Origin of the sequence: Arthrobacter jinronghuae, assembly GCF_025244825.1 — a bacterium.
Taxonomy (GTDB): domain Bacteria; phylum Actinomycetota; class Actinomycetes; order Actinomycetales; family Micrococcaceae; genus Arthrobacter_B; species Arthrobacter_B jinronghuae.
In genome coordinates this window covers 1,825,300-1,839,994 of record NZ_CP104263.1, presented here as the reverse complement: position 1 = coordinate 1,839,994, position 14,695 = coordinate 1,825,300, and the positions used below count along the sequence as shown (strand labels likewise).

Sequence of the window (14,695 nt, the reverse complement as noted above, 5' to 3'; positions counted from 1 at the left end):
TCAGCGGTAGCCGCGGTAGCCGTTCCAAGCCTCGCGGCGGTTCCGGTGGGGATCCTGCACAACACGGTCGGTGTCGTCGAAGACCTTGGTTGCGCGCGTCCCGATTCCGTAGGCCGGCCAGAGTCCCGGATTTCCGGTGCGGGCAAAGCGCAGCAGCGCGCCGCGGAACCGGTTGCCAACGGAAACGGTAGTGCGTTTGCTGCCCGGCAGCGTCAGGAAACGGCCAAGCCCGGTGGTGTAGTTGCCGAACACCGCCGGGGTGTCCATACCGTGGGTGGCGCCGATCCCCAGCAGGCCCGCCACCCGCGGGGCGTAGTCAAACCGGTAGGACCACGTGGGCGCATAGGCGCAGTGCCCTTCCGCCACTTGGACACTGGGAAGCCAGAAGACCACATCGCCGCCTACGTCCACGGCGGCGTGCTTTGAGGGGTAGCCGGGGTAGGCGGCGAGGACGCGTGCCTTAAGCTCCGGTTCCGTGCGGGCAAACATTGTGTCAATCCGTTCCTCCGTGGTGGGGAGAACGTCCTGGACCCGGTCGAACAACGCACCTTCGCGGAACATATTGCCGATGACGAGCGGGATCCGGTGTGCCTTGCCCGTCCGGAAGGCATCGATGGGATGCAGCGGCAGGAATTCCCCGTCGACTACCGGCGCCACGGCCAGGGCTCCGGGCTCGGATTCCGGTGTGACCTTGCGGGTGAGCCGGCCGACTGCCTTCACCAGGCGCTCCGCAGGCAACGAGGCCAAGGCATTCGGTGCTTCCTCATCGGAGACCCCCAGCAGTTCGATCAGGCTGCCCGCCCACTTTTCCGGCAGGCCGGGGCCGTAGGCAGTAGCCGGTGCCGAGCTCTGCACGAAGGCCCGGTGGAAGAGCCCCTCGGCAGACGGAACGCACATCAGCGCAGTAATCGACATGCCGCCGGCAGACTCGCCGAAAACCGTCACGTTCTCCGGATCCCCTCCGAAGCCGGCAATGTTGCGCTGCACCCAGCGCAGGGCCGCGACCTGGTCCGCCAATCCGACGTTGACGTCGAAGGGCCGCTCCGGCGTCGAATACCGGCGGAAATCCATGAACCCCAGTGCTCCCAGCCGATAATTCATGCAGACGTACACCACGTCCCCGCGCTCCACGAGATTCGTGCCGTCATAGGCTGCGGCAGAAGCGGCCCCGATGGTGAATCCGCCGCCGTAGAAATACACCAGGACGGGGCGCGGCGGAGCATTGTCCAACGGTGCGGTGACGTTGATGGTGAGGCAGTCTTCGTCCATTGGAGTTTTCCGGCCCGCACCCATGGACGGCAGTCCGGGTTCCTGGGGCGGCACGGGACCGTACCGGCCTGCGTCCAGGACACCCTCCCACGGCTGTACCGGACGGGGCAGGCGCAGCCGCAGGTCGCCGACGGGCGGGGCGGCGTATGGGATTCCGCGCCACGCCCGCACACCGTTCACCACTATTCCCTGCACCATTCCGTCCGACGTCGAAACAGTGAGGTCCGGCTGAGCCGTAGTTGTTGCCACAGCGTTCCTTCCGCGGTTTTTCGAGCCCAGCGCGATCATAACCAAGCGCCGGAGGCCGCCGCTATCCCCGCCCATGCTATTCACACGAACTGCTAAGCCCTTGGCGGACGGCAGGGGCAGAAACCCTGCAAAAATTCGACAGCATGCTTATGGTGGAAGGACCGTCACCAACCTAAAGGAGAAACATATGTCCCGCATCGCCATTATCGGAGGTCACGGAAAAGTAGCCCTGCACCTGGCCCGCCGGCTGACCGACAAGGGTCACACCGTCACCTCGCTCTTCCGCAATCCGGAACATGCAGCCGATGTTGAAAAGACCGGCGCGGAAGCCATCGTCGCCGACGTGGAAAACCTCTCCACCGACCAGATCACCGAACTGCTCCGCGGGCAGGACGCCGTCGTCTGGAGCGCCGGAGCCGGGGGCGGCACCCCCGAACGCACTTTCGCTGTGGACCGGGACGCCGCGATCCGCTCCATGGACGCCGCAGAAGCCGCCGGAGCCGGCCGCTATGTGATGGTTTCCTACTTCGGTGCCGGCAAGGACCATGGGGTTCCCGAAGACGACGGGTTCTTTGCCTACGCCGAAGCGAAGGCCGACGCCGATGAGCACCTGCGGGCCAGCGGCCTGAACTGGACCATCCTTGGCCCCAGCGCGCTGACCATGGATCCCGGCACCGGCCGGATCGAAACGGGAGCAGGAGTTGAGGGCACGTCCGTTTCACGCGAAGACGTTGCCCACGTGGCCGCCGAAGTCCTCGAGCGCCCCGACACCGCCGGCAAAACGATCGAGTTCAACAACGGCTCGACGCCGGTTGCCGAGGCCCTGGATTCCCTCGCCTAGGCAGGGATCTTCTCCGGCGCTGCAGCCACGGCCGTCCCTATAGTCCCCCTATCCACGCCAAACCGAAGGATTCCCCCATGAACCAACCGGAACAGCAGCAGGAAGTACCCGGAACCCAGGCGCAGATGACGCCCGTTCCCGACTGCGGCGAAGACTCGTACCGAGGCAGCGGCAAGCTCCAGGGCAAAGCGGCGGTCATTACCGGCGGCGACAGCGGCATTGGCAGGGCTGTGGCCATCGCCTATGCGCGCGAAGGCGCCGACGTCCTGATTTCCTACCTGAGTGAAGACGAGGACGCGCAGGACACCGCACGCCTGGTGGAAGAGGCCGGCCGCCGGGCCGTCCTGGTCCGGGGCGACCTGGACACGGCCGAGCAGTGCCGCAAGGTCATCAGCACGGCCGTTGAAAAATTCGGCAAGGTGGACATCCTGATCCACAACGCCGCGTTCCAGATGGATCACGAAACCATCGAGGAGATCCCGGACGAGGAATGGGAGTACACCTTCAAGGTCAACATCAACGCGATGTTCTACCTGGTCAAGGCTGCACTGCCGCACATGGCACCGGGTTCGTCCATCATCGGGACCTCCTCGGTGAACTCGGACATGCCGGTGCCCACCCTGGCACCGTACTCGGCCACGAAGTCCGCCATCGCCAACTTCTCCGCCAGCCTGTCCCAGCTGCTGGGCGAGCGGGGCATCCGCGTCAACAGCGTGGCCCCCGGCCCCATCTGGACCCCGCTGATTCCCGCCACCATGCCCGCGGACAAGGTGGGTTCCTTCGGGGCCGACACCCCGCTGGGACGCCCGGGACAGCCGGCCGAACTGGCGCCGGCCTACGTCCTGCTCGCGTCGGATGACGGCAGCTACATTTCCGGTGCCCGGATTGCCGTCACCGGCGGCAACCCGATCCTGTAGCCGGTCCACCAACGACAACGGCAGCCGCACCTGCGGCTGCCGTTGTCGTTTCTGCGGTGTTAACCGGTGATCTTGTACTTTTCTCGGTCCGCGGCGTCGAGGATCTGCTGTTCCTCAACGGCCATGGCGCTGCCGCCGCGGCTCCGCGGCATCCACCAGGCTCCGGGCTCGGGCGTCACCGGGTAGGTATCGATGCAGTAGTCGATTCCCTCCTGCAGTTCCTCCTGCAGCCGGCGGGTCTCTTCGACGACGTCGGCATCCGTTTCAACGCGGATCATTTCCCCTACGTGCACGCGCACCGGATTTTTCCAGGCGGCCTTGATGCTCAGGCCGTGTCCGCGGGTCAGCATGCGGTGACCGCCCCAGACCGATACCGGAATGATCGGCACACCGGCTTCGGCGGCCATGCGCACGGCGCCGGTCTTCAGCTGCCGCACGGTGAAGCTGCGGCTGACGCCTGCCTCGGGCAGGACCGCAAGGTAATCACCGCCGCGCAGCTTTTCAACGGATTCCTTGTAGGCTGCTGCGCCGTCGGCACGGTCCACGACCACGTGCTCGCACCAGTCACAGACAGCCTTGACGAACTTCTTCTTGGTGGCTTTCTTGGTGACGAGGAACCGCATGTGGACCTTCAGCTTCCTCCACATCAGGAGCTCCGCGAACGCAAAGTCCAGGTAGCCGAAGTGCGTGATGGCCACCACTGCGCCCTTGCCGGGGACGACGGTCCGGTTCAGGCCGCGGATTTCTTCCTCTGCCGGAAGGTTCTCCAGGCCGGAGGGGATCACGGGGACCCTAAAGAGGCTGCGGGCAGTGAGGCCCGTAAATACGATGCCTCGATAGACGAACTTGTTGGGGTTACGCTTTGCGGGCAACGTCGGCTCCTGAGTCGGGCGGATTTTCGGGGCAGGCAACGAAATTCTACCGCGGCGGCCGATGGCTGCTGTCCTGCTTGTCCGCGCCGCGCGGAAATGACCCGCCCCGCGCTCCCCGGGCCCGGGTTCAGCAGACGCGGACCAGGTTGGCGGCTATCTTTTAGCCATGGTGATACGCGGGAGGTTCGCCGGCCGGGGGCCGGGTGCAAGGCTGCGCACCGAACCGGCTGCCCCGGCTGATCCTGCTGCCGCCCGAGACGCGCAACTCGGCGACATCGACTGGTCCGCACTTCCTGCCGGTTGCGTCAGTTCCCGGTTTCCGGCACCCAGCGGGTCCCTCGCGGCCATCAGCATGGGAGACGCAGGGAGTCCGGCGGTGGTCCTGGTGCCCGGGGCCATGGGATCAAAGGAAGACTTCTCACTGATGCTGCCGGAGCTGGCAGCGGCGGGATACTTCGCCTTCAGCTTCGACCTCGCCGGCCAGTACGAGTCCGCCGACGCCGGCCCCGAGCAGCTGCGGCCGCCGCGGGACCGGTACGACTACGAGCTGTTCACGGGTGACCTGATATCCGTGCTGACTGCCTGCGGCCCGGCCCACGTGGTTGGCTACTCGTTCGCCGGCATCGTGGCGCAACTGGCCCTGCTGCAGCGGCCGGACCTGTTCCGCAGCATCACCCTGCTTGGCTGTCCGCCCGGCGGCGGCCAGAGTTTCCGCGGTGTAAGCCGTATCGGCTGGGCCGCCCCGTTCGTCGGGGACCGGATCAGCGCGGACCTGATTGTCTGGGGCGTGCAGCGTAACTTCATTGGGGCATCCCCCGGCCGGATGGCGTTTGTGTCGCACCGGTTCACCCGCACCCGGAAGGACTCCATCCGGGACATGGTGGGGCTGATGCGGCACGCCCCGGACCTGCGGGCGGACCTTCGAGCGGCCCGCCTCCCGAAGTTCGTGGCCGTGGGCGAGCATGATGTCTGGCCGCTGCGGCTGCACCGGGAGTTCGCCGCCGGTATCGGAGCATCCTTTGCGTCCTACGGCAGCGGACACAGCCCCAGCGAGGAATCGCCCTACCAGTTCACGCGGGACCTGCTGCACCTGTTCAATTCCGCCGGCTGAGGCTGCGTGCACGCTCCCGCCGACGCCGGCACGGCGGCTCCTGCTCGAAGTCGAGCTTGAACGTAGTCCAGGCCATGGAAACCCGCCGCCCCAGTCCGCGCCACGTGTCAAAGGGCCGGGCGGATACACCTACGCGCAGATCCGGGTCCCAGCGGATCCACATCCCGGGACGAAGCTGATAACAGAGGTCCAGGTCATCATGCACGCGGGGATCTCCCCGGTGCACCCGGTTCCTTAGCCGTATCCACATGCTCCGGTGCAGGCCGAAGTTGGACCCGAAGAGCGGCGGGTGCCCCAGCAACAGGTTCATGGACCAGCGGTAGCCGCCGATGTAGAGGGTTTCCGCTATCCACCGGACCACCGGCCCGGAGCCGTAGAACTCCCCCGGTCCGGTGACAGCGGTGTCTTTGCCGGCCTCGAGGAGATCCGCTTCCAGATGCTCCAGCCAGTGCGGCGGAGGCACCGAGTCTGCGTCCAGGCGGGCCAGCCATTCACCGCCCGCCTCATCGAAGCCGCGGAAGGTAGCGGAGGCGACACCGACGTCGGGCTCGTAGATCCTGCGGACGCCCGCTGCCCGGCAGACGTCCGCCGTCGCATCGGTACTGGCGTTGTCCACTACCAGCACCTCGTCCGGCTGCCGTGTCTGCCGGGCCACCGCGCGCAGGCACGCAGCAAGCATGGCGGCGTCGTTATGGGAGGGGATCACCACTGTAATAGTCGACATCGCGTCCTGGCTGCCGGTTGTCCGTTGCCCTCCGATTCTGCCACCGCATGCTTCCCCCGGCCACGGACGGGAAGGCTGCAGGCGGGCGGCACGGTCAAGTGGTGCACTCCGGTGCCGCCTTTGTCCACCTAAGCCGTCACGGCGCTTAATCCGCGGACATGCGGGGCCATATTCCTTGGCGGCCCGAAAGCACCCGGACTAGCGTTGCTCAACTGCGGCACGTTGCCGCGGCATCTCCCCTTTCTCCTAGGAGCAGTTTCAATGCTTATTTCAGGCCTGCTGGTCGGGTTGGCACTCGGATTCGTTATGCAGCGGGGCCGCTTCTGCGTCACCGGTGCCTTCCGGGATGTCTGGGTCACACGCAATACCCGCTGGCTCACCGCGTTCCTGGTGGTTGTGGCCGTGCAGAGCGTCGGCGTATTCGCCTTGGACGCTGCCGGCGTCATTACCCTGCAGGCCGAGGCGTTCCCCTGGCTGGCGACCATCGTGGGCGGCTTCATCTTCGGCTTTGCCATCGTGCTGGCCGGCGGCTGCGCCACCGGAACCTACTACCGCGCCGGTGAGGGCCTGGTCGGCAGCTGGCTGGCGCTGATCTCCTACGCACTGTTCGCGGCGATCATGAAGACCGGGCCCCTGGCCGGCTTCAACACCGCCATGCGCTCCGTGACCGTGGAGCAGAGCAATTTCTACTCCGTCCTGGGTATCTCCCCGTGGCTGTTCGTGGCGGTACTTGTGGCTGCGGTGGCCCTGGCCGTCCGGCACCACCTGGCCAAGCCGAAATTCGCCATGGCCTCCCTGCCGGCGTCGAAAACCGGACTGGCGCACCTCTTGTTCGAAAAGCCGTGGAACGCCTTCGCCACTGCCGTTGTCATCGGGCTCATTGCCACGGCAGCCTGGCCGCTGAGCTGGGCCACCGGCCGGGAGGACGGCCTGGGCATCACCACCCCCTCCTCCAAGCTGGTCAGCTACCTGGTCACCGGCGACGCCGAACTCGTGGACTGGGGCGTGTACCTGGTCATCGGCATCCTGCTCGGCTCCTTCATCGCAGCCAAGGGCAGCGGCGAATTCCGGGTCCGGGTCCCCGACGCCGCCACGGCAGTCAAGAGCCTCGGCGGCGGTGCCCTGATGGGCATCGGCGCCGCCCTGGCCGGCGGCTGCACCATCGGCAACGCCATGGTGCAGACGGCCCAGTTCACCTTCCAGGGCTGGACCGCGCTGATCTTCATGATCCTCGGCACCGGCGTGGCTGCGAAACTCACCATCATGAACCGCCGCCCGGCGCCTGCCTCCGCACGCGTTCCCGTCGGCGTCTAATTCCCCCACCAAAAGCTAGAAAAGGAAATACACCATGGCACAGGTCACCCTGGAAACCAACGGATCCGTCTGCCCCTTCCCCCTCGTGGAGGCCAAGCAGGCCATGACAACGCTTACGAGCGGCGACGAACTCGTCATCCACTTCGACTGCACCCAGGCCACGGACGCCATTCCGCGCTGGGCTGCGGAGAGCGGTTACCCGGTCACGGATTTCTCCAAGCGCGGTCCCGCGGAGTGGTCCATCACCGTGCAGAAGGCCTAGTCCTTCCGACGGGCACGGCTGGGCTGGACCCGCGGCGGCTCTCCCGGCATCTTCGGATAGTCCGGCGGGAAGGGCAGCTCGCCCAGCCCGTCGGCCAGGTCCCGTTCCCACCAGTCCAGCAGGACGTCGATGGACCCCGGCCGGGCTGACATTTCCGCCCAAGGGTCCCCGACAGTGCGCAGCCGCTCCGGGACGGTCTGCATCGTGAAGTCCCCCGGATGCACCCGTTCCAGTTCATCCCAGGTGATCGGGCAGGAGACGGGTGCGTTCGGGAGCGCGCGGGGGCTGTACGCACCGGCCATGGTGCGGTCGCGGTTGGCCTGGTTGAAGTCCACGAACACGCGTTGGCCGCGCTCCTCCTTCCACCAGGCCGTGGTCACCTTGTCCGGCATCCGGCGCTCCACCTCCCTGGCCGCCGCAATCACCGCGTGCCGGACGTCCAGGAATTCACGCTCCGGCCGGATCGGGGCGAACAGGTGGATGCCCCGGTTGCCCGAGGTCTTGATGAACGCGTCGAGCCCGGCCTCCGCGAGGATGGACCGCAGTTCCCGGGCCGGACGCACGGCGTCGTCGAAATCCGTGCCCGGCTGGGGATCCAGGTCGATCCGCAGCTGGTCCGGGTTGTCGGTGTCTTCCGCCCGTGACGGCCAGGGATGGAAAACCACCGTGTTCATCTGGGCCGCCCAAACCGCGGCGGCCGGCTCATCCAGCACCACCTGCGGGTGTGAACGGGCGCTCGGGTATTTCACGGTGACGGCGCGCATCCAGTCCGGCATTCCACGCGGCGGATTCTTGGAAAAGAACACCTCGCCGTCGATGCCCTCCGGAAAGCGCTCCAGCGAGACGGGCCGGCCGCCGTTGGCCCGGATGAATGCCTCGCCCACCTCCGCGAGATAACGGGCCAGATCCAGTTTCGTAATTCCGGGATTCGGCCAGAGGACCCGTCCTGGACTGGAGATGCGGACCTGCCGCTCCCCCTCCGGGCCGGGAACGGTCAAGGTGGTTTCCTCGCGTGCCATGGCTCTGCTTTCCCTCATCGGACAGTGTGGGAAAGAGGTTACCGTGTCAGGCGGCAGGCTTCGCCGGTACCGGTTCCGACGGTGCGCCGGGCCGGTAGTTCTTCCGCCCGTGGACAAAGTGGTACAGCACCGTGGAGGCCAGCAGGACGGCGGCCAGCACCCAGTACATGCCGTGGAATCCCATCAGCGGCAGGAGCATTCCCAGCAGCAGCGGGCCAAGGCCCACCCCGGCATCCATCAGGATGAAGAACGTGGACGTGGCCAGGCCGATTCGAGCCGGCGGCGCCGTCGTCACGGCAATCGCCTGCGCACACGGCATCAGCGCACCGAAGCCGAACCCCACGAACACGCCGGCCAGGGCCAGCACCGTGTCATTGGGGGCGTAGGCCAGCAGCGCCAGGCCGACGGCGAAGGACACGAGCGTGGGATAGACCACGGCGTTGTCGCCGTGCCGGTCCTGGATGCGCCCCACAAACAGCCGTGAAACCAGCACCACGCACGCATAGACCACAAAGAAGAGGCTGGCGCCGAGCACCAGGCCTTCTGTCTGCGCGTAGGAGTTCAGGAAGGAGAGGATGCCGGCATAAGCCGCGCCGGCAATAAACATCACCGATGCAATGGCCAGGGCCGACGGATCGATGATGTCCGTCAGGTGCATCCGCCACTTGTTCTCCTGTTCCTCGGCCGTTGGCGTGCGTTCAGGCAGGGACAGCACCAGCGACAACACCAGTGCGACGGCAGCGCAGCCGGCAGCAAACAGGAACAGCGCGCGGTAACTGACGGACTCCGCCAGGAACACGGCCAGGAACGGGCCCACTGCAGTGGCCAGCGTGGTGGAGATGCCGAAGTAGCCGGTGCCCTCACCCCGCCGGTGGACGGGAATCAATCCCATTACGGAGGCGGAAATACTCGTGCTGGCCGCTCCGAATGCCATGCCGTGCAGGATCCGGACGGTCAGGAGCAGCGCCAGGCTGGACGCGGGGATGTACAGCAGCGACGCGACCACGAACACCGCAAGGCTCACGACCAGCAGCCTCCGCCGCCCCACGAAGTCCAGGAACTTGCCGGCGAACACCCTTGCCGCCAAGGCACCGAGGACGAAGGATCCGGAAGCGAATCCGGCGGCACTGTCGGATGCGGAGAACTCCTGCACCGTATAGAGCGCCATGGTGGTCATCAACAGATAAAACACCAGTGAGATAAAGAGATTGGTGATGATCGCCAGCACAAATCCCCTAGTCCATAATTTAGAACCGCTGCCAGCCACTGCCTTCTCCTGTTTGCTCGGAACAAACGACCCATATTGAAAGGCCGCCTAACAACCTTACGCGCCGTCTCCGCCGGCCGGGAAATCGGCCTGCTGCCTCCGTCCGCGGGCTGGATTGGAGGAAATTTCAGTGATCCCGGACACTTTTTGCCCGTGCCCTGGTGCGGTTGTGACGCAGGGGAAAACATCAGTCACTCCTGTACCGGAGGGTGGACTTCTCCGACCCCAAGTCGCCCCGGGCTGGACGCCGTTTCCGGAGTAGTGATACAGCTGTTACCAGTGGGATCACACGCGTAACACCTGCCACGCCGCCTGGAAACTGCGGGCCGATCGGCATAAAGGGCGACGCTGTTAATATTGAGACTGGAGCAGGCCGAAGTGGCCGTTGAGGCCTATTTCGGGTAGCATATCGCGCCCCCGATCACACGCCTGAGAGAAGCAGATCACACAATGGTTATCCAACCGTAACTATCTTGTACGGTTATACCCATGCCGCTTTCTGATGCGGCTCCCCCGGGCTTGTTACCTAGCTCTGCCGCTGGTCCCGGGGTCCACAGAACGCACAACCACGGCAGAGGCGGGGGAACCAATTATGGGTTCCTTGAATCCTTGGGGTTAAGTCTCCGGTTTCACCGGCGGCCGGGTGTCTCCCATCCGAATCCGACAGCTCACCTCGCAGGTATCGGGAGAGGTTATTACATGACTTTCAACAAGACTCGTGGACGCCACCGCGCCGAGAACACCGTCGCAGCAGGCCGTGCACGGACCATCGGCAGCACCGCAGCCGTCGTCGTTGCCGGCTCCGGCATCATGCTCGGTATGGCCGCACCGGCCTCCGCCGGTGTTGTCGCCAACGACAACTACACCCCGGCACAGGCCGTTGCACCGGCTGCTCCGGTAGCTGCCGCACCGGTGGAAGCCGCACCGGTAGCTGCCCCCGCAGCTGCTGCCGCCACCCACACCGTTGTATCCGGTGACACCCTGGGCCAGATCTCCGCCGCTTACGGCGTTGGCCTGGACTCCGTCCTGGCACTCAACGGCTTGTCCCTGGCATCCATCATCTACCCCGGCGACGTCATCACCGTTGCCGGCGAAGCTGCTCCGGCTGCCGCACCCGCTGCGTTCTACGCCGCTCCGGCAGCTGCAGTAGCTGCACCGGTTGAGCCCGCCAACACCGGCGTGGTCACCACCCAGTCCACCAACATCACGCCGGCTGCAGCAACCCCCGCAGCCAGCGGCACCAATGCCATCATGCTGGCTTCGGCACAGTCGCAGCTGGGCGCAGCCCAGGACTGCACCGTTCTGGTTGAGGTTGCCCTGCGCGCCGCAGGCCACAGCGTCGGAGACCTCGGTCCCGCACAGCTGGCCGCCTACGGCACCCAGGTCTCCACCCCGGAGCCCGGTGACATGGTCTACTACGCTGACGGCGGCATGGGCCTGGCCCACATTGCCATCTACATCGGCAACGGCGAGGCCATCCACAGCGGCTGGAACGGCAACCAGACCGTAGTCCAGTCCGTCAACGTCGGCTCCGGCCCCGTGTTCTACCGCGCATAAGGCTTCCTAGCCCCACAGCGCCAAAATGAGCGTCCGACCCGCAAGGGCCGGGCGCTCATTGCGTTAAGCGGTCAGCCCCCGGACGCATCAGGGCACAAACCGGTAGCCCATGCCGTGTTCGGTCAGCAGGTGCTCCGGAGCAGCAGGGTCACGCTCCAGTTTCCGCCTCAGCTGTCCGATGTACAGCCGCAGATAGCCCGAGTCCGTGGTGCCCGGCCCCCAGACATTGGTCAGCAGCGCCTGCTGGGTGACCAGCATCCCCGGATGGGCGAGCAGTTCGGACAGGAACCGCCACTCGGTGGGCGTCAGGCGGATGTCCGAGCCGTCGTCGAGCCGGGCGATGCGCCGCGCGGCGAGGTCCACCCGCACCGTTCCGAACGTGATTTCGCTGGGGCCGGCAGCCGCGGGCGATCGGCGGGAAAGCGCCCGGATCCGGGCCAGCAGCTCCTCGGTGGAGAAGGGTTTGGTGACGTAGTCATCCGCCCCCAGATCCAGCGCCCGGACCTTGTCCGCCGGGTCGATCCGGCCCGAGACCACCAGGATGGGCACGGCACTCCAGCCACGGACGGCCTCGATGACATCCATGCCGCTGAGCCCCGGCATGCCCAGGTCCAGCACCAACAGGTCCGGATGGGTGTCCACGGCCTTCCGGATTGCGGCGCTGCCGCTTTCCGCTGTCACTACCTCATAGCCGTAGGCGCTCAGGGTGATCCGCAGTGCCCGGAGGATCTGCACGTCATCGTCGGCGATCAGGATCTTCATCCGGCCACCGCCGGGGAGTGTTGTCCACCCGCGGGGACGCGGTGCCTGGCGGCCGGCAGTGAGAGGACCATGGTCAGTCCGCCGCCGGGGGTGTCTTCGGTTTCCAGTGTTCCGCCCATTCCTTCCGTAAATCCCTTGGCCAGGGCCAGGCCCAGGCCGAGCCCGGTTGAATTATCGATGTCCCCGAGCCGCTGGAAGGGCACAAAGATCTCACCCCGCCGCTGCTCCGGAACGCCCGGTCCCGAGTCTATGACGCGGATTTCCACCCGGCCGGCAAACTCGCTGACGGACAGCACGCATTTGACGCCGTCCGGGCTGAAGCGCACCGCATTGGCCAGCAGGTTGACCAGCACCCGCTGCAGCAGCACCGGATCCGCCAGGACCACGCGGGGAACCGTGGGGATCTCCAGTTCCACGTCCGCCGGGCCCAGTTCCAGCTCCTCGAGCGCGGGCAGCACCGCATCCACGACATTCAGCGGCTCCAGGCTCACCCCGACGACGCCGGCCTGCAGCCTGCTCACGTCCAGCAGGCTGGTGACCAGGCCGGAAAGGGAGGCCAGCGATTCCTCGGCGGTGGCAAGAAGTTCGCTGCGGTCCTGCTCGGACCAGGTGACGTCCGTGGCCCGCAGGCCGGTGACGGCCGCGGTCGCGGCGGTCAGCGGACGGCGCAGGTCGTGCCCGACGGCGGCCAGCAGCGCCGTGCGGACCTTGTCCGCCGCGGCCAGGGAGCCCAGTCCCCTGGCGGTTTCTGTCAGTTCCCGGTGTTCCAGTGCTGCCTCCATCTGCGCGGTGATGACCGCCAGCAGCCGCCGGTCAGACGCCGCCAGTTCGCGCCCCCACAGGTCCAGGAAGCACCGCTCCCCGACCGGCAGGCGGGTCAGGGCGGGGTCGTCGGGCGAGACGGAGGCCGGCCAGTCGCCGTCGGCATACAGGTCTTCACCCTCTGACCGGATACGTGCGGCGCTGACATTGAAGGCCTCGCGGGTGCGGCTCACCAGGGCACCCAGTGCGTCCTCCCCGCGCAGCACGCTGCCGGCGACGGACGCCAGCAGCTCGGATTCCGACGCCGAACGCCGGGCGGTGCGGGCGCGCCGGGCGGCGGCGTCCACGACGTAACTGACGAGCATCGCGTTTACGACGTAGAGTCCCAGCGCAAGCATGTGCGACGGCGTGGCCACGGTAACGGTGTAGAGCGGCTGGATGAAGAAGAAGTCCAGGGTCAGGCCCGAGAGCAGGGCGGCGAACAGCGCCGGCCAGATGCCGCCGACCAGGGCCACCAGGATGACCAGCAGCTGGTAGCTCAGCACGTCGCCGGTGATCGTTTCGGAACTTCGGGCCGTGACCAGTCCGGCCGTGAGCAGCGGGCCGCCCACCAGGGCGAAGGCGAAGCCCAGCAGGCGCCGGCGCACCGAGAGGGCACTGCCGAAATGCGGGAGCACCAGGGTCCGGGCGGCGGCCGAATGCGAGACCATGTGCACGTCAATGTCGCCGGACTCACGGATGACCGTGGCGCCGATTCCCGGCCCGGACAGCAGGGCGGCGATCCGGGGGCGCCGGCTGACGCCCACCACCAGCTGGGTGGCATTGACGCTGCGGGCAAAGTCCACCAGTGCACGCGGAACGTCGTTGCCCACCACCTGGTGGAAGCTGCCGCCGAGCTTTTCCACCAGGAGCCGCTGTGCGGCCAGCTCTGCCGGTTCCGGCCCGCGCAGTCCGTCGGCTCCGGAGACGTGGACGGCCAGCAGCTTGCCGCCGGCGGACCGGGCGGCAATCCGTGCCCCGCGGCGCAGCAGGGTGCGCCCTTCGGGGCCGCCGGTGAGCGCCACCACCACCCGCTCCCGTGCCTCCCATTTGCTGCTGATGCCGTGCTCTTCGCGGTAGCGGTTCAGGGCTGAATCCACCTCGTCGGCCAGCCACAGCAGCGCCAGTTCGCGCAGCGCCGTCAGGTTTCCGAGGCGGAAATAGTTGGACAGGGCCGCGTCCACCCGTTCGGCGGGATAAATGACGCCGTCGGCCAGGCGCCCGCGCAGCGACTGCGGCGTGAGGTCCACCAGCTCCACCTGTTCGGCTCCGCGCAGGACGGCGTCCGGCACGGTTTCGGCCTGCAGGGTGCCGGTGATCTGCTCGATCACGTCGTTCAGGGAATCGATGTGCTGGATGTTCACGGTGGACAGGACGTTGATCCCGGCGTCGAGCAGGGCCTGCACGTCCTGCCACCGCTTCTCGTGCTGCAGCCCGGGCACGTTGGTATGGGCCAGTTCATCCACCAGCGCGTATTCCGGCGCCCGGGCCAGGACGGCAGGCAGGTCCATCTCCTGCAGTTCCAGCCCGCGGTGGCGCAGGACGGCGCGCGGGACGGTCTCCAGGCCTTCGGCCACGGCGGCCGTCCCGGCACGTCCATGCGTTTCAACCAGTGCGATGACGACGTCGGATCCCTCATCCCGGAGGCGGCGCCCCTCTTCGAGCATGGCGTAGGTCTTGCCCACGCCGGGTGCCGCCCCCAGAAAAACCCTCAGTTGTCCTCGCGTCAT

General features: G+C 66.8%; 13 protein-coding genes and 1 riboswitch. Of the genes, 6 read left to right on the top strand and 7 right to left on the bottom strand.

What is annotated here, in order from left to right; all coding sequences use genetic code 11:
- Nucleotides 1–1,518, bottom strand: a complete 1,518-nt coding sequence (locus N2K98_RS08630; protein ID WP_255865540.1) for a carboxylesterase/lipase family protein — start codon at nucleotides 1,516–1,518, stop codon at nucleotides 1–3.
- A 187-nt stretch (nucleotides 1,519–1,705) separates the two neighbouring features.
- Here N2K98_RS08630 and N2K98_RS08625 point away from each other — a divergent pair, with 187 nt between their 5' ends.
- On the top strand, nucleotides 1,706–2,359 hold the full coding sequence (locus N2K98_RS08625; protein WP_255865539.1) for an SDR family oxidoreductase: 654 nt from the start codon (nucleotides 1,706–1,708) through the stop codon (nucleotides 2,357–2,359).
- A gap of 77 nt (nucleotides 2,360–2,436) precedes the next feature.
- Nucleotides 2,437–3,276 carry an SDR family oxidoreductase gene (locus N2K98_RS08620; protein ID WP_255865538.1) on the top strand — a complete coding sequence of 280 codons (840 nt, stop codon included), beginning with the start codon at nucleotides 2,437–2,439 and terminating at the stop codon, nucleotides 3,274–3,276.
- 59 nt (nucleotides 3,277–3,335) lie between these two features.
- On the opposite strand, the gene N2K98_RS08615 is transcribed toward N2K98_RS08620, so the two are convergent.
- Nucleotides 3,336–4,148, bottom strand: a complete 813-nt coding sequence (locus N2K98_RS08615) for a lysophospholipid acyltransferase family protein (RefSeq protein ID WP_255797791.1) — start codon at nucleotides 4,146–4,148, stop codon at nucleotides 3,336–3,338.
- Nucleotides 4,149–4,314: 166 nt separating this feature from the next.
- Here N2K98_RS08615 and N2K98_RS08610 point away from each other — a divergent pair, with 166 nt between their 5' ends.
- Nucleotides 4,315–5,259 (top strand): alpha/beta fold hydrolase, encoded by a 945-nt coding sequence (locus N2K98_RS08610; protein ID WP_255865537.1) that lies wholly within the window; start codon nucleotides 4,315–4,317, stop codon nucleotides 5,257–5,259.
- On the opposite strand, the gene N2K98_RS08605 is transcribed toward N2K98_RS08610, so the two are convergent.
- Complete coding sequence (locus N2K98_RS08605; protein WP_255865536.1) at nucleotides 5,243–5,983, bottom strand: glycosyltransferase family 2 protein; 741 nt, start codon at nucleotides 5,981–5,983, stop codon at nucleotides 5,243–5,245. The two genes, N2K98_RS08610 and N2K98_RS08605, sit on opposite strands and share 17 nt — an antisense overlap.
- Before the next feature lie 261 nt (nucleotides 5,984–6,244).
- Between N2K98_RS08605 and N2K98_RS08600 the strand changes: the two genes are divergently transcribed.
- Together N2K98_RS08600 and N2K98_RS08595 are read left to right on the top strand one after the other, a co-directional pair.
- On the top strand, nucleotides 6,245–7,297 hold the full coding sequence (locus N2K98_RS08600) for a YeeE/YedE family protein (RefSeq protein WP_255865535.1): 1,053 nt from the start codon (nucleotides 6,245–6,247) through the stop codon (nucleotides 7,295–7,297).
- A gap of 34 nt (nucleotides 7,298–7,331) precedes the next feature.
- A complete protein-coding gene (locus N2K98_RS08595; RefSeq protein WP_229952011.1) occupies nucleotides 7,332–7,559 on the top strand; it encodes a sulfurtransferase TusA family protein in 228 nt (75 codons plus the stop codon).
- Here N2K98_RS08595 and ligD read toward each other — a convergent pair.
- On the bottom strand, nucleotides 7,556–8,578 hold the full coding sequence (gene ligD, locus N2K98_RS08590) for a non-homologous end-joining DNA ligase (RefSeq protein WP_255865534.1): 1,023 nt from the start codon (nucleotides 8,576–8,578) through the stop codon (nucleotides 7,556–7,558). The genes N2K98_RS08595 and ligD overlap by 4 nt on opposite strands.
- 46 nt (nucleotides 8,579–8,624) lie before the next feature.
- Complete coding sequence (locus tag N2K98_RS08585; RefSeq protein WP_255865533.1) at nucleotides 8,625–9,806, bottom strand: MFS transporter; 1,182 nt, start codon at nucleotides 9,804–9,806, stop codon at nucleotides 8,625–8,627.
- 588 nt (nucleotides 9,807–10,394) lie between these two features.
- Nucleotides 10,395–10,541, top strand: a riboswitch (cyclic di-AMP (ydaO/yuaA leader).
- Between the two features lie 3 nt (nucleotides 10,542–10,544).
- Here N2K98_RS08585 and N2K98_RS08580 point away from each other — a divergent pair.
- Nucleotides 10,545–11,402, top strand: a complete 858-nt coding sequence (locus tag N2K98_RS08580; RefSeq protein ID WP_255865532.1) for a LysM peptidoglycan-binding domain-containing protein — start codon at nucleotides 10,545–10,547, stop codon at nucleotides 11,400–11,402.
- Nucleotides 11,403–11,489: 87 nt separating this feature from the next.
- On the opposite strand, the gene N2K98_RS08575 is transcribed toward N2K98_RS08580, so the two are convergent.
- Both N2K98_RS08575 and N2K98_RS08570 read right to left on the bottom strand, forming a co-directional pair.
- Nucleotides 11,490–12,164, bottom strand: coding sequence for a response regulator (locus N2K98_RS08575; protein ID WP_255797798.1), 675 nt, complete (start codon nucleotides 12,162–12,164; stop codon nucleotides 11,490–11,492).
- Nucleotides 12,161–14,695, bottom strand: a complete 2,535-nt coding sequence (locus tag N2K98_RS08570) for an ATP-binding protein (RefSeq protein ID WP_255865531.1) — start codon at nucleotides 14,693–14,695, stop codon at nucleotides 12,161–12,163. Before N2K98_RS08570 ends, N2K98_RS08575 begins: the two co-directional genes overlap by 4 nt.

Bases quoted from the DNA above. Each gene is read 5' to 3' on its own strand.
- N2K98_RS08625 (WP_255865539.1), top strand. From the start codon at position 1,706: ATGTCCCGCATCGCCATTATCGGAGGTCACGGAAAAGTAGCCCTGCAC.
- N2K98_RS08620 (WP_255865538.1), top strand. From the start codon at position 2,437: ATGAACCAACCGGAACAGCAGCAGGAAGTACCCGGAACCCAGGCGCAG.
- N2K98_RS08610 (WP_255865537.1), top strand. From the start codon at position 4,315: ATGGTGATACGCGGGAGGTTCGCCGGCCGGGGGCCGGGTGCAAGGCTG.
- N2K98_RS08605 (WP_255865536.1), bottom strand. From the start codon at position 5,983: ATGTCGACTATTACAGTGGTGATCCCCTCCCATAACGACGCCGCCATG.
- N2K98_RS08600 (WP_255865535.1), top strand. From the start codon at position 6,245: ATGCTTATTTCAGGCCTGCTGGTCGGGTTGGCACTCGGATTCGTTATG.
- N2K98_RS08595 (WP_229952011.1), top strand. From the start codon at position 7,332: ATGGCACAGGTCACCCTGGAAACCAACGGATCCGTCTGCCCCTTCCCC.
- ligD (WP_255865534.1), bottom strand. From the start codon at position 8,578: ATGGCACGCGAGGAAACCACCTTGACCGTTCCCGGCCCGGAGGGGGAG.
- N2K98_RS08580 (WP_255865532.1), top strand. From the start codon at position 10,545: ATGACTTTCAACAAGACTCGTGGACGCCACCGCGCCGAGAACACCGTC.
- N2K98_RS08575 (WP_255797798.1), bottom strand. From the start codon at position 12,164: ATGAAGATCCTGATCGCCGACGATGACGTGCAGATCCTCCGGGCACTG.
- N2K98_RS08570 (WP_255865531.1), bottom strand. From the start codon at position 14,695: ATGACGCGAGGACAACTGAGGGTTTTTCTGGGGGCGGCACCCGGCGTG.